We start from the raw sequence: 22,710 nt of genomic DNA on the forward strand, positions 1-22,710 counted from the left end.
ATACCTTGAAAAAACTTCTTATTCATGATTTCCTTACATTCAGGGGTACTTCTAAGACTCACCGCTTTGGTTAAGAAATGAGGATTAGTCATGAGCAATGTGTTTGATTGGCGTTTGGCAGCTGCATGCCGTGATAAAGATCCTGAACTGTTCTTCCCTCTTGGCAATGCTGGCATGGCATTACAGCAGCTCGAAGAAGCAAAAGCTGTATGCCGTTCGTGCAATGTTGCAACAGAATGCTTAAAATGCGCGTTGGAAACGAACCAAGATTACGGCGTTTGGGGCGGCTTAAGCGAAGACGAGCGCAGAACGCTAAAACGTCGCGCTTTGAGAGCACGCAGGCATCAAGACTAAGAGTTGTAGTTTTTCTACTCAATACCAGATACGCGCAATTTAATATCCAACACTACGCGAGTGCCGCCTTCTCTTCTAGCAGACCAGCGCACAGTACCGCCAAAATCATTGGTAACAAAAGTATTTATAAGCTGAGTTCCCAATCCAGATCCTGAAGGTTTCGCCATTCCGTGAGATGCTTCACTGTCAATACCGTCACCATCATCTTCAACAACAATATTAAGATTGTCTCCTCCGCGGCCAACAGCAATACGAATATGACCATTTTCGCGGCCTTCAAAACCGTGTTCAACAGCATTCGTCACAAGCTCAGTAAGCACAAGAGATAATGGAGTTGCATCCTGTGCTGCAAGACGCCCAAACTTACCAACAAAATCAATATCAATATTTTGATTCTGCGATGCAAGTTCAATAGACATCTTTAGCAAGCTTGAAATAACTTTATCAAAGTCAACAATTTCGTCAGCAGTCTGACTTAAGCCTTCATGCACTAAAGCTATAGTCTGAACTCGTCTTTGAGCTTCCTCAAGCTCTTTTCTTACTTCAGCAGATTTTGTTTTACGAGCTTGCAAACGAAGCAAAGCAGAAACAGCCTGCAAATTATTTTTCACACGATGATGAATTTCCGAAATAGTAGCGTTTTTAGTACGCAACTCTTGTTCACGGCGCAAAACTTCCGTAACATCGCGGCACAAAACAACCGCACCCACGCGATTATTCGGCCCAAATAAAGGCAAAGAGCGCATAGAAACTATAGAACGGTTAGCTTCAAGCTCACAATCAACATCTGCTTTACCACTTAAAACAAGAGGCAAGCTTTCAGGAACATTATCGTTTGTATGCAGCAGACGCGTGCCAAATTCGCTCAAAAACTCACCTTGCATTGTATCCAAGCCACCAAGCCTACGGAAGCAGCTAATAGCATTAGGAGAAGCGTAACGGACCACACCATCGGCCTCTAAAACAATAAAGCCGTCAGAAACACGAGCATTATGACGTTGATTTAGAACAGATTCATGATATGGGAATTGTTCGCGTGCAATCATATCGAATAAAGTTTTACCAGCATTAATACTTTCCATTTCGTAGCGACCATTAGATTCTCTAGTTGCTAAATTAGTTTCGCGCATAACTAATCCAAGAGTTTTTCCACGGTGACGAACAGGAGCATAAACGTAGCATACTGTTGCTCGACCAATCGAACGCAATGTTGACGAATGGAAGCTTGTTTCTGATTTCATTGCTTCATCAAGTTCCGGAACAAGCGAATCGTCCATTTTTTTGCCAAGTAAATCATCCGTTCGCAATGTAATAGCTGTTGAAGGTCGGCATTGCTCAGCAACAACATATTCTCCGTCTCCATTTTGAATAATAAGCAGTAAATCAGCAAAACTTAAGTCAGCTATAACTTGCCAATCAGCAACTAAATGATGTAACCATTCGCGATCACTGTCGTTAAAATCAGGACGAGTAGCGAGAATATGAGAAAAATCAGCCATGAGATAATCATATATCGTACTCACAGAAAATATTGCTCGGTATGTTGATAGAAGCAATACAAAAACCGCTTCTTCACAGTTTAAGCAAAGAAGCGGTTTATTTATTAGATATTAGTTTTAAGATTCTAAAAACTAGAAGCCAAACTTAGCAGCTGTTTCGCGCAAGGTCTCTGCAGAACGCTTCAAGGCAGCCAACTCACGATCAGAAACTGGAGTGTTTAGACGAGAGTTTACACCATTGCGATTAAGCAAGGTTGGCACAGACATGCACACGTCGGAAATGCCGTGGAAGTCATCAAGCAAAGAAGATACTGGCAAAATGCGGTTGGTGTCACGAAGAACAGCCTCAACAATATCTACGCCAGACATTGCAATAGCGTAGTTTGTAGCACCCTTACCGTTGATAATCTTGTAAGCAGCGTTAACAACTTCCTGGTGAATCTCCTCGCGCTTAGCAGCATCCAATGGCTCGTGGCCTGGAAGAGCGTTCCAATCGCACATTGGAACACCACCGATGGTTGCAGAAGCCCACAGTGGAACTTCAGAATCACCGTGCTCGCCAGCAATATAAGCGTGAACATTCTTAACGTTTACGCCAGTGTGCTGAGCAATAAGGAAGCGAAGACGAGCAGAATCAAGGTTGGTTCCAGAACCGAACATTTGGTTTGCTGGAAGACCAGAAAGCTTCATAGAAACGTGGGTTACAACATCAACAGGGTTGGTGATTAACATGTAGATTGCGTTAGGAGCAACCTTGACCACGTTTGGAATGATTGACTTCATGATGTTGATAGTTGCGCCTGCAAGCTCCAAACGAGTTTGACCTGGCTTCTGGCGAGCGCCAGCGGTAATAACAACCATGTCAGCGTCACGGCAAATCTCAACATCATCAGAACCGGCGATAGAAACTGCAGGATAGAAGCTAGAACCATGCTGCATATCCAAAACTTCAGCTTCAACACGTTCCTTAGCAATATCTTCAAGCACAATCTCACGAGCAACACCGCGCTGCGCAGCAGCGAAAGCGAGAGTAGAACCGACTGCACCAGCACCAATAATTGCAAGCTTCGTTGGCTTAACCTGCGAACTCACCATGAGCAAAAACCTCTTTTCGGCAACCTATTAAACCCTACTCGCATAAAAATACTTAATTTATGCATTATTAAGGGCTGCTCTCACATTAAGAGCTTATTGGTATGAACACCTTTACTCTAATCGCACCACCGGAATTTTTTATTGCAATGCGACTTGCTTTAGTTTTGCAGCTAAAGAAGGACCAACTAAAGCTGTAATACTAATACCGGTATCTAAGTAATCAACCTTTTCAACTATGCCATTTTCGCGAATTTTTGAAAGAAGCGAACCTTCACTATACGGAATAATCGCATCTATATGAACGCGTGGAGATGGCAACAATTCTTCTATAGAATCGCGAAGTATTTGCACATTTTCGCCACTTGCTGCCGAAACAATAATTGCATTCGAGTAAATAGCGTTAAAATGTTCTCGCGTAGCATCGCTCATCATATCTGACTTATTAAATGCAATAATTTGTGGAATATCTTCTACGCCATCAATTTTTGAAAGAACCTCGTTTACTGCATCAATTTGCGAAATAGGATCCGGGTGCGAACCGTCAACTACGTGCAAAATAACATCAGCTTGGCTAACTTCTTCCAAAGTAGATTTAAAAGCTTCCACAAGTTGAGTTGGTAGCCTGCGCACAAAACCAACAGTGTCAACTAAAGTATAGTTTCTGCCGTCTTGAGTTTGCGCTCGACGAACTGCTGTATCAAGAGTTGCAAATAACGCATTTTCTACTAATTCTTGCGAACCAGTTAAGCAATTAATAATGGAAGATTTACCAGCGTTCGTATAGCCAACTACTGCAACTGTTGGAATATCTTTACGTCTGCGAGATTCACGTTTTACGTCACGTGCAGGTGCCATATGTGCAATATCGTGGCGAAGTTTAGAAATACGATTGCGAATAGCTCGACGATCCATTTCTATTTTTGTTTCGCCAGGCCCTCTAGAACCAATACCAGCTTCTCCTGCAGCTCGTCCGCCAGCCTGCCTAGAAAGAGCCGCACCCCAGCCTCTAAGTCTAGGAAGCATGTATTGCAATTGTGCAAGCTCCACTTGAGCTTTACCTTCGCGGCTCGTAGCATGCTGAGCGAAAATGTCTAGAATCACAGCAGTTCGATCAACAACCTTAACTTTAGTTACATCTTCTAAAGCGCGTCTTTGGCTTGGAGGTAAATCGTCGTCAACAATAATCGTGTCTGCATCATGTTGCGCAACAACTGCTGCAATCTCACGAGCTTTTCCAGAACCAACATAAGTTGCAGCATCTGGTCTATAACGCTGTTGCAATATTCCGTCGCACACAACAGCGCCAGCTGTTTGAGCTAATGCTGCAAGCTCTCGCAAAGATTCTTCCGCTTGTGTAAGAGTTCCTTTTGCACTCGACCATACGCCTACTAAAACAACGCGTTCAAGGCGAAGCTTTCTGTATTCAACTTCAGTAACATCTTGTAATTCGCCAAGACCTGCAACACGCTTTAAAGCGTTTCGTGATTCGCGCTCCTGCCAAGTCTCATCGTGCTGTTCTCTTGATGACGTGTTGTCAAGAAGCACGTCGGAATGACTCAAAAGCACATCATGAGTAGCAGTCCCCTCGCTATCTACCATTATGTCCTCCTGTATTCCATTGTGAATAACGTTTTACAACGTTTGTTTTATTATGGTGAATTGAGCCGACAATACAAAACGATGCGAAAGCAAATAAATAGCGAATTATGAGTAAGCAGCAATCGAAAAAAGCAAAGCAGTTACAAGAATCAAACCAATATAAAAAAGCACAACCACAAAATACGCAAAAGCAAAAAAATAAACAAAAACAACAAAAAATAAGTGGTGAACAATACTTTTCAGCCGAGCCTTCATCGATTGACGAGCGTCGCACATTACACGTAACTTTACGAGACAATGACGTAACCGTGCAAGTTTCTAACGGAGTTTTTAGCACTTCAAGACTTGATTTAGGCACATCTGTACTTTTAAAACATGCTCCAAAACTCCCGGAGTTAGGAAAATTCCTCGATATTGGCTGCGGCTGGGGCCCTATTAGCATCGCTTTAGGGTTGGAGTCTCCAAATGCGGAAATTTTTGCTGTGGATGTTAACGAGAGAGCTCTGGAACTTACTGAATTAAACGCAAAAAACGCTGGCTTAAAGCATATTCACACTTCTTTAGTAGATGACGCTTTAAAAGAAAACAATACTTTAGAATTTAATAATTTTGATATTATATGGTCTAATCCCCCAATTCGCGTTGGAAAAGAAATATTGCACAATATTTTGCTAACTTGGATTCCGCGTTTGAAAGTAGGAGGAGCAGCATACTTGGTTGTGCAAAAAAATCTTGGATCAGATTCACTTATTACTTGGCTTGCTGAGAATCTGGGTGAAAGTTATAGCGTTGAAAAATACGCTAGTTCCAAAGGGTACCGTGTTATTGAAGTACTAAAAAAGTAAATATCTACGAAAAGAAATAAACATATTATGAAATTTGACTACCCTGCTGAACTTCCTATTTGCGCAGTACACGACGAAATTGTAGAAGCAATTAAGTCTTCACAAGTTGTGATTGTTTCCGGACAAACCGGCTCTGGTAAGACTACGCAAATACCAAAAATGGCGCTTGAGCTTGGAAGAGGCGGCAGAGGTAAGCAAATCGTACACACTCAGCCTCGCCGTTTAGCTGCACGAACCGTAGCCGAGCGTATTGCCAGCGAAATGGGAGTAAAACTGGGCGAAGAAATCGGCTACCAGGTGCGTTTTACCGACGAAAGCTCAACTAAGACAAAGCTTCGAATTGTTACTGACGGTATTTTACTTGCGCAAATTCAGCGCGATCCTCTTCTTACTAGATACGACACGATTATTATTGACGAAGCTCACGAACGCAGTCTTAATATTGATTTTCTTCTAGGATACTTAACGACTTTGCTCCCAAAGCGTCAAGATTTAAAACTGATTATTACGTCTGCAACTATTGATTCAGCTAAATTCCGCGATCATTTTGAAGAAGCTCTACATATAAAAGTTCCTGTTATTGAAGTTTCGGGACGCACGTATCCTGTGAAAGTACTTTACGAACCTCTTGGATCCGCTCCTTCACTTATGAAACATGTTCCTGGCTTTGCAGATATAACAATGGATGAGGAAACTGTTGCAGAAAGTCAATCCAGCGAAAGCAATCGCGATGATATTGCGGATGAAGATATGACTTCTGCAGTAACTCGCGCATGCGCACAGTTGGTAATTCATTCAAGTCACGATCGAGGCGCGCGTGACATTATGGTTTTTGCTTCCGGCGAGCGCGATATTCGAGAGTTTGAAGATGGCTTACGTTCATATTTTGGCACGCGAGCAAGTGATATGAAGCGAGCGGATGCTATTGAAATTGTTCCTCTTTTTGCCCGTCTTTCTTCAAAAGATCAGCACAGAGTTTTTGAATCACACTCTCATCAGCGCATTGTTATTGCTACGAATGTTGCTGAAACTTCTCTTACTGTGCCTGGTATTCGATACGTTGTTGACCCCGGTTTTGCGAGAATTTCCAGGTATTCTAAGTCTGCTAAAGTGCAACGTCTTCCAATAGAACCGATTTCTCAAGCGAGCGCAGATCAGCGTTCTGGACGATGCGGACGAATCGCAGACGGCATTGCTATTAGACTTTATTCGCGCGAAGATTATGAAACTCGCCCACGTTTTACAGATCCTGAAATTTTGCGCACTTCTCTTGGTGCAGTAGTTTTGCATATGCTTTCGGTTGGTGTTGCTAAAACTGGCGAAGATATTACTAATTTTGGTTTTATTGATCCGCCAGACATAAAAGCTGTAAGCGATGGCTTTAACGAACTTACCGAGCTTGGAGCAATAAGCAGAAAATCTGGTGTAATTACTTTAACTAAAGTTGGACGCGAGCTTTCTAAGCTGCCGATTGATATTCGACTAGGACGAATGATTGTTGAAGCAGCGCGAAAAACTACTCCAAATACTCTTGCTGCAGTGCTTGTAATTGTTGCATTCTTAAGTTTGCAAGATCCTCGCGAACGTCCTGAGGAACAGCGCGAGGAAGCAGATAGGCTTCATAATCGTTATGCAGACGAAACAAGTGATTTTTTGACTGCTCTTAACATGTGGGATCGCCTATTCCAAGCGGATGGAGATATGAGCAACAATGCGCTTCGTAAGATTTGCAAAGCGGAATTTTTCCACTTTCTGCGTTTAAAACAGTGGAAAGATTTAGTTAATCAGCTTCAAGACTTGTGTAAAGAGTTGCATTATAAAGTTGGCGACCCTACCCCAGTTAGAAGACCATCTTTGGAAATTCGTCAACTTCCTAATAACCAGCAGGCTTCTCACAGCTTATGCTGTTCTTGGGATTCGCAAGGAATACACTCATCAATGCTTGCAGGATTGCTTTCTATGATGGGAATGCAAGTAGTGCGTGAACCTAAATCTTCTGATTTTGCGGGATTAAGTGGAACTGCAAAAATTCGAGCTATGAAACGCGCTCAAAAAATGTCTAAAAACGATTATCAAGGCTCTCGAGGCACAAGATTTGCAATCTTTCCAGCTTCTGCAGTTTCTAAAACAACTCCTTCGTGGATTATTTGCACTGAATTAGTTGAAACTTCAAGACTTTGGGCAAGATACTGCGCACAAATTGATCCTGCTTGGGCTGAGCCTCTTGCTAAAAATCTTACGAGAGTCACATATTCTGACGCCCATTGGAGCGCTTCTAAAGGCGCTGCCATAGCAAAATCTAAAGTATTGCTATACGGATTGCCTATTGTTAAAGATCGCACGGTTCAATGGGCTAGAGTTAATCCTTACGAAGCTCGTATGATTATGATTCGTCAAGGATTAGTTGAAGGCGATATTCAGCAGCGTTTCCAGCACGATGAGTTTATTTTAAATAATCGCAATGTGCTTGACGATGCAGATAATCAAGCAAATCGCACTCGTCAAATAAGCGAAACTGTAAACGACGAAGATTTATTTACTTTTTACGACACTCGCATTCCTCAAGAAGCTACCACTATTACAGCTCTTGCAAAATGGTGGAAGGATAATTGGGAAGAAAATCCTAATATGCTCAACTTTGATCCTGATGAAGTTGAACGTTTGCAAACTACACAAAGCACTGATTTAGCGGATTATCCTGACCATTGGAATACTGTTGGAACCGACGGCCAACCGTTTAGACTTCGCTTAAGCTATATTTATGATCCTAGCAATCCTTTGGACGGCGTAACGGTTCATGTACCGCTTTACGCGCTTTCCAGGTTAACGTCTGAAGAGTTTACTTGGAATGTTCCAGGTTTGTTAGATGAGCTTATTATTGGAATGATTAAGTCTTTGCCAAAATCTTTACGAGTGCAATTTGTTCCAGCACCTAATACTGCGCAAAAAATTCGTTCTTGGATTGACGAGCATTACGATACTCTTCCTGGAATTGAAGAAACTAATAAAGATATAAATGCTCCTTCTTGGCCTGATTTTCGCGAAGTTTTTACCAAAGCTGCTATTGCTGTTATTGGCGCGCAGATTCATCCGGAAGTGTTTAACGATGAGCAAATAGAAAGGCTTTCACCATATTTGCGCGTAACTTTTAGCGTTGAAGAAAGAAAAACTAACTCAAATCGCAATAAAACTGCCGTAAAAAACAATTATGCTAATCGCGTAAAACCTACAATTCTTGGAACAGATAAGTCATTAATTGCATTGCAAAAACGCTTTGCAAAAGAAGCTCAAGAATCTGCGCGAGCGGTTGTAAATCGTAAAGCAAGTAAAGCAGCTCAAGCTGGAAACGTTGTAGAAAGAGCTGATCTATTGCACAAATCAGGCGCTACTAATATTTCTCGCTCGCAAATGGTATGGCAGGGTGCGCTAAACATGTTGCATTTAGACAACAAGCGTATTACTTCTAGATGGCTTGGTTCAGAAGCTTTACTTCTTGCAGCCGCACCTTACTCAACTTCTAAAGATTTAGCAGAAGACTTGCAAATGGCAGCAGTAAAACGACTGATTCCAAACACAGACAGTATTACTGATGATAATTTATTACGCGAAACTGTTGCCAACATTTCCGAAATATACGAGGATACGGTATACGATGTAGCTCACGATGTGATTGCTATATTAAAGCGTGATGCGGAAGTTAGTAAAGCTGTTTCTGGCAAAGCAGATTTGCCAATGCTATCAGTTTTGCAGTCCATTCGAGAGCATGTTGCAAGCCTAGTTTATGAAGGTTTTATTGCTAAAGCCCCATCGGATTCACTTCCTAGGATAGAAAAATATTTGCATGCTGACGTGATTCGTCTTAATAAAGCTAAGTCAGATAAAAACCGTGATGTTCGTTGGGCTTGGGAAGCTGAAGAAGCACACAAGATTGTTGAAAAAGCTAAAGATAAAGCAAAATCTTTACCTGCAGGACCATCGCATGATGAAGCGGAAAATATTGCGGAAAGATTGCGCTGGATGTGTGAAGAGTTTTATGTGTCACTTTGGGCGCAAGAGCTTGGTACAGCCTACCCAATTAGCATACAGCGAATGCGAAAACTGGAAGCATAAAATAATTAACAAAAATGTAGGCGGTCACACGTATTTTGCACAACCGCCTACCTTTATTTTTGCTTAGTTATTAGCCTATTTAGACTATTCTTCAGCAATTTCCTTCTTTTCAGAAATAAAGCAGCTGCGAACCAAGTAAACAACTAAACCAATGATGGCTACTGCTGCACCCATCATAAGCAAATTGGAATAACCTGCATACTTTCCGCTAAGACCACTGAAGGAGAATCCCTTGAATAAATCTCCACCAAAGAAACCACTAAAGAGAGAAATACCAATGGAAGCAGTAACATTCATAATTAAATCATTCATGCCACAGCCACGGCCAGATTCTTCAACTGGAAGAGCAGAAAGAACTGTTGAAACAATTGGAGAATACATCAAGCCGCATCCTGCATAGTAAATGCATGCGCAAATAGTAAGCGACATAAAATCAGTGTTGATAAGCAAAGCTGCACCAACCCAGCCAACAATCATCAAGAATGCTGCTGTAATAATACCTGCTTTACGGCCAATATGACTAATAATCGTACCGGAGAACACACCAAATACTGCTGCACACACAAAAGCCCACACAAGGTAGGAAGAAACCTGTGAAGTGTTCATGTGATACAAAGCGCTGCCAATCACATTGTAAATAGGAGGCATGCAATAGTTGGTGAAGTAGAAGATGAAGATTAATACGATGCCAGAAAGCCAACGCTTATTCTTAAAGAATGCTGGCGTTACGAATGGGTTCTTCGCCTTCATAATGTAGAAAGCAAACAGAACAAAAAGTACTATAGAGCCGAGCAACAGTCCCCAAGCTTTATAAGAGAAGAAGAGCGTAAGAAGCGTTACAGCAATACCAAATACTGTGAAGCCAAGCTTATCAATCTTCCCGCCAATACCATTCTTAGTAGGCAAGCACTTAACAAGAACCGGCAAGAACAAAATAGTAATTGCAGGAATCAAGAACAAATACTGCCAAGCAATAGAGCTAAGAGCACCAGCAGCAAATACGCCAATAGAAGCAGAAAGCTGATAGGCAGCAGTAAAGAGTCCGAAGAAAATAACTTTCAAGTCATTGCGCAAATACTTAGTTGCAATAACCAGGAAGGAAGATCCTGCAACCTGCTCACCAGCGGTTTGCAAAATACGTGCAATAATAACGGTCCACAAGTTTGGAGTGAAATAGAAGTTTGCAATAAAACCAAATAAAGATCCAACAAACAGTGTTACGAGACCGATTGTTATAAGCCTACGAAGCGACACAAAGTCACCTAAAGATCCATAAATAAAGCAAACTATACCTAACACAATAATCGGTAAGCTTGTAATAAGAGATGCCTGATCAGGCGCTCCAACAGCTTTACCAATCTGATTAAATACCAAGTTGAAGCCTTGCAAACACAAAGTGCCAAGAATAAACGTAATAAGCAGCAAAATAAGAGAATAAATTGCCACTTTATCGCGGGTTTTTGGATCCTCGTATGGGTCTGCTGCAATAGCAGCTGCATTTTCATTCATAATAATCCAATCATTTATTACGTATAAATTTTGTTATTAAGTTTTAATCAGCCAGCAATTTTTGCCAAGTTAGAAATTCGCGTCATGAATTCGTTCAAGAAACGCTTAACATCTACACCCAAAGCTACTTGCATTGTTTTAACAGGGTCGTTCAAACGTGTTACATCACCAATAGTGCGTCCACGAGTTGGGCCTTCAACATCTACCTGCATGTTGATTGGTAGAGTTGTAACAAGCGTTGGGTCAACAGCAACTGCAACAGCCAACGGATCGTGCAAACCGCAGCCACCAAGGTGAGGAGCAGTAGTCTCGTAAGCCTTAATGTAGAAGTCAGTCATATCCGCAAGGAACTTACCAGCTTTTGTGCCAAGATCACGCCACTGTTGCGTTTCCTTATAGGTAAGCAAAGTTTGCAAAGTCACATCCAAACCAACCATTGTTACCGGTGCGCCAGAACGGAATAGGACGTCTGCTGCATCTGGATCTTGGGAAATATTTGCTTCCATCCAAGGAGTTACATTTCCATGAATTGTAAGAGCGCCGCCCATAAGAACAATCTTGCCAATTTCATCTTTGATTTCTGGAGCCTTATGCAATGCAGCAGCAATATTTGTCATAGGACCAGTCGGAACATAAATAAGATCCTTGCCATAAGTCTTAACTGCATCAATTATGAAATCAACAGCTGGCTCAGACTCAGCTTCACGCTTTGAATCTGGAATAACAACATCGCCAATACCATTGTCACCGTGAATGAATGCAGAAATAGGCAGAACTTCAAACGAATCTTTCTTGCTCGCATGCGGCAAACCACGATACACTTTAACTTCTGGATGTCCAAATAAATCTGTTATAGCGAGAGCATTACGAACGCCCTGCTCCATTAAAACGTTGCCATACGTACCAGTAATACCAATCAGCTCAACCTCAGGGCTACCAAGAGCATAAGAAATTGCTAAGGTATCATCAACACCAGTGTCCAAATCAAGAATAAGCTTCTTCATGTGAACTACCTTTCTGATCACAAACTCGCTACATCAACAGTGATGCAGTAAGCCATTCTGTTTATTTTTAAGTTGCAACAAACTAGTAGGCGTCAACCTCATCGTTTTATGCTTCACAACTCAAAAATTCTATCTCTTTATAATTCAAAATCAACCCTTATAAACATATGTTTAGATTATATTTTTACAGAAAAATAAAACGCAATTATTCGCTAAGCTTTTAGTCTGTTTTAATTTAGATTACAACACGAAATAAATCAATGGTATATGCATCGAGGTATACTTAAATGCCTAAAAATTGGCTTTTATTTGGTTGCAGATTTTACGAAGAATGGAAGCGTATGTCTACCTATTCCTCACAACTTAGCGAAGAACAGCAGGCTGTTGACAGTGCTTATAGTCGACTTGATGATTTGCGTAACACTATTCGCACACGCTTGGATGCTGTACGCGCAGCAGGTTCACACGGATCTCCTACTCAACGTACAGAACGTGATTCTTTCGCAACCATGTACGAGGATCGCTTAACACAGTTGCGTGCCGTTGAAGATAGGCTTGTTTTTGGGCGACTTGATAACACAGAAGGTATTAGACGATACATTGGCCGCATTGGTTTGCTCAGCGAAAACCACGATCCTATTCTTACAGATTGGCGAGCTGAAGCAGCACGACCATTCTATGAAGCTACTCCTTCGCATCACGGCGACATTGTTATGCGTCGTCACATTACCCTTCGTTTTAGAGACGTTGTTGGAATTGAGGATGAAATTCTCGATATTCATTCTGAGGAAGTAGGAAAAGCTTCTGAACAAGGAACTTTAACCGGCGAAGGCGCACTGCTAGCTTCATTAGGTTCTCGCAGAACCGGAAAAATGACTGATATTGTTGCAACTATTCAGGCTGAACAAGACCGGATTATTCGAGCTCCTCTAGATCGCACGATTGTTGTTCAAGGAGGACCTGGTACAGGAAAAACAGCTGTTGCTTTGCATAGAGCAGCATACTTGTTGTACACTCACAGACGCAAACTTGAGCGTTCTGGAGTTCTTATTGTTGGACCAAGCTCCGCATTTTTGCGATATATTGATCAAGTTCTTCCATCTCTTGGCGAAACTGGCGTAGTAAGCCGCACTATTGCGGATTTAATTCCTGGAATTCACGCAACTTGTGAAGATTCTGCGTATGCTGCAAAATTAAAAGGCATGTACCGTATGCGATCGGTTATTGCAAACGCTATTTCAGCTCGTATTCGCGTACCTAAAAATCTTCCAACATTACATATTGGAGGCTTAAGCGTCCCTCTTCTAAAAGAAGATATTGAGATTGCTCAAGCAGACGCGCAACATACTCATCAACCGCATAATCAAGCGAGAACCACGTTTGTTAAAACAGTGCTTAGCATATTGAAAAATCGTTATTTGGAGAAACTTGATTATGTTCCAGATCAAGCTGAATTAAACGATATAACTTCTCAACTTCGCTTGGACGACAAGCTTCGAATTACGCTAAATCTTGCATGGCTTCCAATGACCGGGCAATGGCTTATTGATCAGCTTTTTTCAAAACCTGATCAGTTGCGCAAATATGCTCCTTGGCTTAGTGAAGAAGATATTAATGCTCTTACTCGTAAAAAAGACAGCCCTCTTACTAAATCTGATATTCCACTTTTGGATGAAGCAATGGAATTGCTTGGAGCAGATCCAAAACTTGATGCTCAGCGAGCATCTTTACAGGCTAAGAAGCTTGAGGAACAGCAGTTCGCTGCAGATACTTTGGCTCAGGTAGGAATAGGAAATGGCATTGTAACTGCAGATATGCTTCTTGATAATTTGCAAGGCGACGACGCTGGTATGCTTGCACGTAAAGCCGCATCCGACCGCGAGTGGACTTATGGTCACATAGTTGTAGATGAAGCTCAAGAGCTTACAGCAATGGACTGGCGTATGCTTATACGACGCTGCCCTTCGCGCTCATTTACTATTGTTGGAGATGTTGCACAAACTTCTGCTTTAGGCGGCACACACCGTTGGCAGAAAAATATGAATCCAATGTTTGGCGAATCAAATTGGGATCTTTATGAACTTACGATTAATTATCGTAATCCTCGCGAAGTTTCCGAAGCTGCAAGCAAAATTGCAACCAATTCTGGATTATATATTTCCACAGTTAATGCTGTAAGATCCGTTCCAGATTCTCTAATATCAGATATTGTTGAATCTAATGATGAGCTTGATACAACTCTTGCTAATTCATGTATTCAATTGTTCAAAAAGTTTATATCTGAAGATGGTAGCGGTCGCATAGCTATTATTGCTCCTTGTGACATGGTGAAGCATACTCAGGAAATAGTAAATCAAGCATTAAAGAATGCTTTACCTGAAAAAATGTGGAATAACATTAGTCAACAGAGTGCAGACGATTGCCAATGCAGTGTTTCTACCGCAGAAGAGGTAAAAGGTCTTGAATATGATGCTGTAATTGTGCTACAGCCTTCTAAAATTGAGCAAGAAGCTGCTTCTAGGTTGGCTGCAGCAGCAAACCTGTATGTGGCTATGACGAGACCAACTCAAAGATTGCATATTATTCGCACCAGAAATGATGCAGATTTTGAATAGTAAAATATAAAACGCAGAAAAACTTAAAAATTCTCCTGTTATTAATTTAATAACAGGAGAATTTGCTAAATAGATAAGCTGCTATGTAGCTAAGTAAGTAAGCTCTAAGTAAAAGTCTTAGTAATGTTATTAGTAAAAGTACTACTCTTCTTCTTTACTACGCTTCAAATCTTCAATCGCACGCTCAAAATCTTCAAGACCAGTGAAGTTTTGGTATACACTTGCGAAACGAAGATATGCAACCTCATCTAATTCACGCAATGGCTTAAGAATAGCTTTACCAACTTCTTCAGAAGTTACCTGAGCTAAACCACGCGCACGCAAATCAGCTTCTACTCGCATACCCAATGTCTTTAACGCTTCTGCGTTAATAGGACGACCCTGGCATGCTTTACCAACACCAGCTACGACTTTTGCACGATCAAAAGGCTCAACAGATCCTGAACGCTTCATTACAAGCAATTGAGTCGTTTCTACTGTTGTAAAACGATTTCCGCACACCTGACATTCACGTCTACGGCGAATAGAATAACCATCTTCACTAATACGAGTATCAATAACTTTCGTATCTGAATTTTTACAAAAAGGACAATGCATATATTCAGCATACTAGAAATTAAGGAAACACGATATAAAAATATTCACTTTATTTTTCTAATATCACTGATTTGAACTAACAATTGGCACATTAATAGACTGTCCAACTTCCAAATCGGCAGATGAAAGATGATTTAAGGAAATAAGTCGTTCTACACTATCTGCAATATCGCCGTTTTTTGGAGTAATTGTTGAAGCGTAACTCCACAATGTGTCACCTGGGCGCACAGTATATGTAATAAACTTTTCAGGAACAGCCGAAACAGCAGTTTTTGGCATGAACACAGCGCAGAATACAGCTATTGACATAAGAAGCACAATAATTCTTAACACTCTATTCCTTCTAATGCGCATTGCAGAAGCTCGTTTAGTACCTGAAACAGCTTTAGTTGCGATTCTTTTTGAACGAGTACTAATGCGATTATTGTTCCTCGATGCCGTATTCATAACTATCCTTTCCTTCGCCATCAATCAATTGAACATTTGTTCTATCGAACAGGTGTATCAATAATGACACATTTGTTCGACAGTTGCAACGGCGTGTCGAACAGATGTTTGATTTTTTTGAAGAAGTGAGTTATTATTAATACATCGAAAGGAGCACCATGAATAACGAGAGAGCAAACAACAATGCCGTCAACAATAATGACAGCATTGACCTCAGCAATGTTGACGAATTATCACTTACCGAACGTCAACGTGCAATTGTTAATGCTATTCAAAACAGTCTCAAAATTCATGGTTTTCCACCTTCCTTTAGAGAAATAGGCGAAGCCGTTGGACTTAGAAGCCCATCTTCTGTAAAACACCAGCTACGCGCTTTAGAAGAAAAAGGAGTTTTGCGAATTAGCGCAAATAAAGGGCGCGCAATTGAAATTCTTGACGATTCTGTATCTGATAGCAAAATAAATACCAGCATCAACAAAGGTTATTCAAAATCTGTTGATATTGCTGCTTATGATTCAGATTCTGTTATTAATTCTAGAGATGTACCTTTAGTTGGACGAATTGCCGCTGGAATACCAATTACAGCAGAACAACATGTTGAAGACGTTATGCGCTTACCAGAACGCTTAACCGGCACAGGTAATCTTTTTATGCTTGAAGTTCATGGCGACTCTATGATTGATGCTGCCATTTGCGACGGAGACTATGTTGTTGTGCGCGAACAACACGAAGCAGTAAATGGAGATATTGTTGCTGCTTTACTTGATAGCGAGGCAACAGTTAAAACTTTCAGAAATGACAATGGTCACGTTTGGCTTATTCCTCACAATCCTGCATACTCTCCTATAGACGGCTCACACGCAACTATTATGGGCAAAGTTGTTACAGTGCTAAGAAAAATTTAATTAAACTAAAACCCAACCCCCAAAAAAAATCTCCCCATCTGATACATAAATAACCAGATGGGGAGAATTATTTTATTAAAACCTACTTATGCAAGAGGATTAGATTCCTTAATAGTCACAGAAATCTCACGACCATTAGGAGCTGCATAGCTAACAGTATCTCCCGCATGAGCACCCATAATCGCTGCACCAATCGGAGATTCAGGACTAATAACGTCGTAATCTGTAGCTACAGCAATATCTCGAGATCCAAGAACATAAGTCATTTCGCGACCAGCAAGTTCCAAAACAACCAACGAACCATTTCCAACAGTTCCAGCTTTCGGAGCTTCAAGAATCTTAGCATTACGAAGCTTTACAATAAGCTCGTTAATACGACCCTCATTCTTGCCCTGCTCTTCTCGAGCAGCCTGATAACCACCGTTTTCCGACAAGTCACCTTCAGCTCGAGCTGCAGCAATACGTTCAGTAATTTCTTCACGATATTCACCTTCGCGATGCGCTAACTCTTCCTTCAACTTGTCATACGCTTCCTGCGTAAGCAAAATAGTTTTTTCCTCAGCCATTGCTACCTCCCTATCCAACAATCTCTTACAGAGTCAAATACGTTGCGCGCTTAAATAAAACAGCGCACACGTTTTTCACTCAACGAGTTGAAATAATATCAACAACAAATACTAAAGTTGCTCCACCGTCAATACCAGCTTGTGGAACACCACGAGAACCATAACCATACTCAGGTGGAATCGAAATAAGCAAACGAGATCCAACATTGTGTCCAGGAACTGTGCGATCCCAACCTTGAATTACTTGACCAACGCCAATACCGAAGCTGGCTGGAGTGTGGCGGGCAAAGCTGGAATCAAACGGCTTTTCACTGCCCCAAACAACACCATGATAATTCACAGTTACAGTATCACCAGCGCGAACAACTGGGCCATTACCTTCAACCAATTCAACAACTTTAAGACCAGCTGGCGGTTCAGATTCAGGGAACGTCACCGTTGGCGTAGTACCAAATTCTGCAGCTACTGCCGGCATATCCTGTGCCATATTGCCTCCTTTTTAAAAACTCCAATTAGTATAATCTGCAATAGTATAACATTCGCATAGACTGATTTCACAGCCCTATAGAATTACTAAATGCATTTAGATTAACTCTTATTAACTCGTCCTAGATTAGCACTCAACAACGTTTACAGCTAGTCCACCTTTTGAAGTTTCTCGATATTTAGACATCATGTCATGACCAGTTTCTTTCATAGTCTTAATTGCCTGATCAAGACTTACCATATGCGAACCATCTCCAAGCATTGCCATTCGAACAGCATTAATTGCAGTATTTGCAGCCATAGCATTGCGCTCAATACAAGGAATTTGAACTAAGCCACCAACCGGATCGCAAGTCAATCCTAAATGATGCTCTATGCCAATTTCTGCAGCATTTTCAACCTGTTCCGGCGTTCCTCCCAACACTTCGCACAATCCTGCAGCAGCCATTGAACAGGCAGAACCAACCTCCCCTTGGCAACCAACTTCAGCACCAGAAATTGAAGCATTTCGCTTAAATAAGTAACCAACTGCACCTGCAGCAAGCAAAAATCGCACAACTCCATCTTCATTAGCAGAATCAACAAATCGCCAATAATACTGCAATACTGCAGGAATAATTCCAGCAGATCCATTCGTTGGAGCAGTAACAATACGTCCGCCGCCAGCGTTTTCTTCGCTAACAGCGAGCGCAAAAAGATTGACCCACGCAGAGTCTGAACTTTCTAAAGCAGCATCTGAACGACGACGATTATTGCGAAGCATGTCTGAATTTGCAGCTAAACGCTCATACATTCGAGGCGCTCTGCGAGGAACATCAAGACCGCCTGGCAAAATCGGTTGCTTTGAGTTGCAGCCATTTTCTACACATTTGCTCATAACTTTCCAAACATGCAGCAAATAGTTGCGCACGTATTCAGCATCGCCTTCATGCAAAGCTAATTCGTTCTGCCAAACAACATCGCTGATTGACATATGCTTTTCTAGGCAAATATTTATAAGCTCGTCGCATGAAGTAAAAGGATACGGAACAGTGGAATCTTTTGTTTGATTTGAAACTTTTTCCGTATTGTCATTACTATTTTCGCTATTATTTTCGCTACTATTTTCGCTACTATCACTATTACTTACGTTATTATTATCATCCTGCTCAGTAACGCGCTCATGCAAGCCAACCATTGCATCATCAGCATGACCTTGACGCACAAATCCGCCGCCAATTGAGTACCATACTTGCTCATCTATATTGTTTCCATTAGCATCTTCTGCCACAAAACGCATTCCGTTAGGATGAACAACCATTCGCATCCATTTTTCAAAAATTACGTCCTTGTCGTAGTCAAAAGAAATAGTATGCTCCCCTGCAAGCGTTAAAGTTCCAGTCTTTTTACATTCCTGACGAATGGTAAGCATGTGATCAGTGTCTACATTATCTGGAAGATTTCCTTCAAGACCTGCAACACAAGCGCGATCAGTTCCATGACCAAGACCAGTTAGAGACAACGAGCCATAAAGCGTAACCTTTACGTGCGCAACGTTTTTAAGATTGCCGCTTTTTTTAAGCGACGTAACAAACGCACAAGCTGCACGCATAGGACCTACCGTATGCGAAGAACTAGGGCCAACGCCTACTGAAAACATCTCTAAAATACTAAACACGTATCTATTGTAAGCATCCTTAAGCTAGCTTCGACACACTAATTGCGTTGAAATATGTTAGATTATTCACTTCTTACTTTGTTTAGGTAACAAGTTCGCTAAACTCACGCACGCAAACCATAGTATTACAGCTAAAACAACAGCTATAAGCATTACAGTAAACGCGCTCCCTGAAGTTGGCACGTGAAGTTCAAAGAACTTTGCAGTAAACGGTATAAAAGCTCCAACAACTCCAGCTGCAGCAAATAGCGCAACCATAATCCCTCTCCACGAGCGCAAAGGTTTAGCAACGCTTGCGAGCACTAGTATGCCGAGAACAAATACGATTACGGAACAAATGCTACGAGTAGTTGCAAGAGCTTGCACGTTTGAAACAATAAAACGGGAAGCTTTCAAACTATTTTCTACAGTTTTGTCAAGATTCAACCCTAAAACTCGAGGAGCTATAACAGCAGTAGCGAGCACAGAAAGCGCTATAGCAAATCCGCTAGGAACAGCAAAACGCACAACGCGCTTCAAGAAACCTGGAATGTATCGACGAGTATTAGGCGCAAGAGCGAGCAAAAATGCTGGAATACCAATAGTTAAAGAACCAATATAAGTAATGTGACGAGGCAAATACGGGAAGTGAAGTGCTAGAAGCACAACTCCTGCAGAAATAAGTGCAGAATAAACAGTTTTTACAAGGAACAAGCCAGCCACACGTTCCATATTTGCCATCACTTGCCTACCGCGAGCCACAACATCCGGCAAATGCGAGAAGCGCGAATCAACAAGAACCACTTGAGCTACAGCTTTTGCAGCAGGAGCAGCGTTGCCCATAGCAACGCCCAAATCAGCTTCTTTAAGAGCTAAAGTATCATTCACGCCGTCACCAGTCATAGCAACCACATGACCTTGAGCGTGAAGCGCTTGAACAATCGCCTTCTTTTGATGAGGAAGCACACGCCCAAGAACATCCACATTTTCAAGCACTTTAGCCAATTCGTTAATATCTTCCGGTAATTTTCTAGCATCCATTGCAACAGGCTTACTATCCCCTGTTAAACCAACTTTTGCAGCAACAGCAGCAACAGTTGTAGGATTATCTCCCGAAATTACGCGGCAGCGCACGCCCTGCTTACGGAACCATTCAAGCGTTTTACGCGCATCTTCACGAATACGCTCAGAGCAGCGAACTAAAGCAACAGGCTGAGCATTTGCACAAATAGTAGGAGAATCACCAAAAGTTTTATCTGTTTCCGTTACTCCACTTACGCTGCTACTATCGCTACTTACTTTCACAAGAAGCAGCACGCGCTCACCAAGCTCCGCATAAGAATTAACTTTCGCTAAAAGTTCATTAGAATTTGCATAATTAATCGCGCTTAGCAATACTTCCGGAGCACCCATATACCAAGTTTCATGTTCTCCGCTGCTTTTCGCATATTGCACCGCACTCCACTTTCTAGAAGACGAGAATGGAAGACGGTTATGTACATGCGCACTAGCGGCAACTCCTTGAGAGCCAAGCCCTTCCATAATTGCAACGCCTGTTGCGTTCGGATTTTCTTCATTTGATAAATCGAATAAAGCTTGATTGGTTTGCAAGTTTGTTTGCAAGTTTGTTTGCAAAGATATTTCCGCACTACTATTATCTAGATTTTCCACGCCAACAAATGCAATACCACCGTCGGTTATAGTGCCAGTTTTGTCCAGGTTCAAGCAGTCTACGCGCGCTAAAGTTTCTACAGCTTCCAGCTCCTGAACTAACGTTTGCTTACGAGCAAGCCGCATAGCAGCCACAGCAAAATTAAGCGAAGTAAGAAGAACCAATCCTTCTGGAATCATTCCAACAACGCCTGCAACAGCAGAAACAACAGCTCCCCTCCAAGCTCCAGTCTGCCAAGCTTCAACAAATCCGCCAACCTTGTGCATTTGCGACCACACAAGCAGCACGCACAAAGGCACCACAACCATCGTCATATACTTCAAAATCGTGTTAATTCCACGGCTTAAGTCGGAAATTGTTTTGGTATAAACCTTCGCTTGCGCCGCCAATTTTGCCGCGTAACTATGCTCTCCCACGGCAGTAACACGCGTTAAAGCCATTCCAGAAACTGCAGTAGATCCAGAATAAACGTCGTCACCTTTTGTCTTTCGAACTGTAGCAGACTCGCCCGTAAGCATGGACTCGTCCATTTCCAAGCCCCACGATTCCAGCACTTCTACGTCTGCAGGAACTTGCTCGCCAGCTCTAAGCCACAAAATATCCCCAAGCACAATATCTTTGTGCGCAATCTCAATATTTTCTCCACCTCTACGCACCATTGCGCGAGCAGCAATCAATATAGAAAGCCTATCCAAAGTGCGCTTTGCTTTTAATTCAGTAACAATGCCAATTCCAGTATTTACCAGAATTACCAAACCAAAAACAGCATCCTTCCACGAACCAGTGGCAAGCACAACAACCATTGCTGTGAAAATAATCGCGTTAAACAATGTAAACACGTTCGCGCGCACAATATCCATTAAAGAGCGAGAAGTCTGCTTAGAAGTAATATTCACGTCTCCGCGAGAGACTGCCTGCGCAACCTCCTCGGTGCTCAATCCAGAAACTTCTACTTTAGGAAGCGCCGCAATAGCTTTATTATTAGTGTTTTCTGTAGGAACTATTGTTTTTTGTTTATTACTTGTCATTTACAATCACTTCCCTACCGTGTGGCGTATTGTCAATTATTGCGCGAACAATGCTTAGCAAAGATGAACGCTCAGGTGCTAAATTATGCGAAATATCCCCAACCCCAACTCGCAATATTGCAGCATATAAAGTTTCGTCTTTAGGTGCGTTTACAGGATTTACTAACGCAACTGGCACACCAGCATAACGCGCGTACTGCAACGCAGAAATCCATTCTTTGCTTTCGTTTTGTTTATTGCGTGCGATTTTATTGGGCTGTTTGTTCTCTTTTTTATTTAGTTGATCATTATCATTATGCGAATCATCAACGCTTGTTACGTCTAGCGCGTTAATAAGTATTAATGAAACAGGCTGCTCACTTGAAGTGCGAATAGCTTGCTGAGCCGCATCGTTCGCATTATTTATATTTGACACAGAAACGTAAGAAGCACTTAAATTTGCCATTTTGCACTTCTGCATAATATCAGCATCGAGAGCTGCTGATTTAGAACCAATTACGAGCAGATGAATATCGTTAATATCCACACCGTCGTGAATTATGTCTCCAGCGCGACCAGTGCTACCAACGGCTTTACCTTGCGGCTCGCAAGCACTCAACGTACCCAACGCTAAAGCAGTTACGACAGCAGCCGCAAAAATGGTAATAGCGCGTTTAGAAAACATAAGACTTTTATACCACACCTTCAACATAAGTGGCTGTTTTGATCATTTTATACAATTTGACAAATTAAAGATTTGCTGG

Annotated in this window: 17 protein-coding genes; 5 read left to right on the plus strand and 12 right to left on the minus strand. The window is 41.8% G+C overall.

The window, feature by feature from the left end; genetic code table 11:
* Positions 1 to 90 precede the first annotated feature (90 nt).
* Complete coding sequence (locus tag NG78_RS02530; protein ID WP_004134672.1) at positions 91 to 354, plus strand: WhiB family transcriptional regulator; 264 nt, start codon at positions 91 to 93, stop codon at positions 352 to 354.
* A 14-nt stretch (positions 355 to 368) separates the two neighbouring features.
* On the opposite strand, the gene NG78_RS02525 is transcribed toward NG78_RS02530, so the two are convergent.
* From NG78_RS02525 to hflX, 3 genes are all read right to left on the minus strand, one after another.
* Complete coding sequence (locus tag NG78_RS02525) at positions 369 to 1,853, minus strand: sensor histidine kinase (RefSeq protein ID WP_004128266.1); 1,485 nt, start codon at positions 1,851 to 1,853, stop codon at positions 369 to 371.
* 132 nt (positions 1,854 to 1,985) lie between these two features.
* Positions 1,986 to 2,948, minus strand: coding sequence for an L-lactate dehydrogenase (locus NG78_RS02520; RefSeq protein ID WP_004107125.1), 963 nt, complete (start codon positions 2,946 to 2,948; stop codon positions 1,986 to 1,988).
* 138 nt (positions 2,949 to 3,086) lie between these two features.
* Complete coding sequence (gene hflX, locus NG78_RS02515) at positions 3,087 to 4,547, minus strand: GTPase HflX (protein WP_004134676.1); 1,461 nt, start codon at positions 4,545 to 4,547, stop codon at positions 3,087 to 3,089.
* 107 nt (positions 4,548 to 4,654) lie between these two features.
* Here hflX and NG78_RS02510 point away from each other — a divergent pair, with 107 nt between their 5' ends.
* Positions 4,655 to 5,392 (plus strand): class I SAM-dependent methyltransferase, encoded by a 738-nt coding sequence (locus tag NG78_RS02510; RefSeq protein WP_004134679.1) that lies wholly within the window; start codon positions 4,655 to 4,657, stop codon positions 5,390 to 5,392.
* Positions 5,393 to 9,502, plus strand: a complete 4,110-nt coding sequence (gene hrpA / locus NG78_RS02505; RefSeq protein WP_255263872.1) for an ATP-dependent RNA helicase HrpA — start codon at positions 5,393 to 5,395, stop codon at positions 9,500 to 9,502.
* An 84-nt stretch (positions 9,503 to 9,586) separates the two neighbouring features.
* Here the strand turns inward: hrpA and NG78_RS02500 are convergent, their stop codons facing one another.
* Both NG78_RS02500 and NG78_RS02495 read right to left on the minus strand, forming a co-directional pair.
* The gene (locus tag NG78_RS02500; RefSeq protein WP_004134683.1) at positions 9,587 to 11,011 is read right to left on the minus strand and encodes an MFS transporter; all 1,425 of its coding nucleotides are present in this window, start codon (positions 11,009 to 11,011) and stop codon (positions 9,587 to 9,589) included.
* A 47-nt stretch (positions 11,012 to 11,058) separates the two neighbouring features.
* On the minus strand, positions 11,059 to 12,015 hold the full coding sequence (locus NG78_RS02495) for a nucleoside hydrolase (RefSeq protein WP_004134685.1): 957 nt from the start codon (positions 12,013 to 12,015) through the stop codon (positions 11,059 to 11,061).
* A gap of 341 nt (positions 12,016 to 12,356) precedes the next feature.
* Between NG78_RS02495 and NG78_RS02490 the strand changes: the two genes are divergently transcribed.
* Positions 12,357 to 14,630, plus strand: a complete 2,274-nt coding sequence (locus NG78_RS02490) for a HelD family protein (RefSeq protein WP_032837815.1) — start codon at positions 12,357 to 12,359, stop codon at positions 14,628 to 14,630.
* Between the two features lie 141 nt (positions 14,631 to 14,771).
* Here NG78_RS02490 and nrdR read toward each other — a convergent pair whose 3' ends face one another.
* Together nrdR and NG78_RS02480 are read right to left on the minus strand one after the other, a co-directional pair.
* Positions 14,772 to 15,227 (minus strand): transcriptional regulator NrdR, encoded by a 456-nt coding sequence (gene nrdR, locus NG78_RS02485; RefSeq protein WP_004134687.1) that lies wholly within the window; start codon positions 15,225 to 15,227, stop codon positions 14,772 to 14,774.
* 63 nt (positions 15,228 to 15,290) lie between these two features.
* A complete protein-coding gene (locus NG78_RS02480; protein WP_004134688.1) occupies positions 15,291 to 15,674 on the minus strand; it encodes a LysM peptidoglycan-binding domain-containing protein in 384 nt (127 codons plus the stop codon).
* A gap of 206 nt (positions 15,675 to 15,880) precedes the next feature.
* Here NG78_RS02480 and lexA point away from each other — a divergent pair, with 206 nt between their 5' ends.
* The gene (gene lexA / locus NG78_RS02475) at positions 15,881 to 16,579 is read left to right on the plus strand and encodes a transcriptional repressor LexA (protein ID WP_155114953.1); all 699 of its coding nucleotides are present in this window, start codon (positions 15,881 to 15,883) and stop codon (positions 16,577 to 16,579) included.
* Between the two features lie 86 nt (positions 16,580 to 16,665).
* Here lexA and NG78_RS02470 read toward each other — a convergent pair whose 3' ends face one another.
* From NG78_RS02470 to NG78_RS02450, 5 genes are all read right to left on the minus strand, one after another.
* Positions 16,666 to 17,145, minus strand: a complete 480-nt coding sequence (locus tag NG78_RS02470; protein ID WP_004128294.1) for a GreA/GreB family elongation factor — start codon at positions 17,143 to 17,145, stop codon at positions 16,666 to 16,668.
* A gap of 79 nt (positions 17,146 to 17,224) precedes the next feature.
* The gene (locus NG78_RS02465) at positions 17,225 to 17,632 is read right to left on the minus strand and encodes an FKBP-type peptidyl-prolyl cis-trans isomerase (protein WP_004134690.1); all 408 of its coding nucleotides are present in this window, start codon (positions 17,630 to 17,632) and stop codon (positions 17,225 to 17,227) included.
* Positions 17,633 to 17,758: 126 nt separating this feature from the next.
* On the minus strand, positions 17,759 to 19,270 hold the full coding sequence (locus NG78_RS02460; RefSeq protein ID WP_004128297.1) for an L-serine ammonia-lyase: 1,512 nt from the start codon (positions 19,268 to 19,270) through the stop codon (positions 17,759 to 17,761).
* A gap of 84 nt (positions 19,271 to 19,354) precedes the next feature.
* Complete coding sequence (locus tag NG78_RS02455; protein WP_004134691.1) at positions 19,355 to 21,967, minus strand: HAD-IC family P-type ATPase; 2,613 nt, start codon at positions 21,965 to 21,967, stop codon at positions 19,355 to 19,357.
* Positions 21,957 to 22,631: a hypothetical protein gene (locus NG78_RS02450; protein ID WP_004134692.1), complete on the minus strand. Its 675-nt coding sequence runs from the start codon at positions 22,629 to 22,631 to the stop codon at positions 21,957 to 21,959. Before NG78_RS02450 ends, NG78_RS02455 begins: the two co-directional genes overlap by 11 nt.
* Positions 22,632 to 22,710: the final 79 nt, after the last annotated feature.

Source organism: Gardnerella greenwoodii 00703Dmash (assembly GCF_000263635.1).
GTDB classification, from domain to species: domain Bacteria; phylum Actinomycetota; class Actinomycetes; order Actinomycetales; family Bifidobacteriaceae; genus Bifidobacterium; species Bifidobacterium greenwoodii.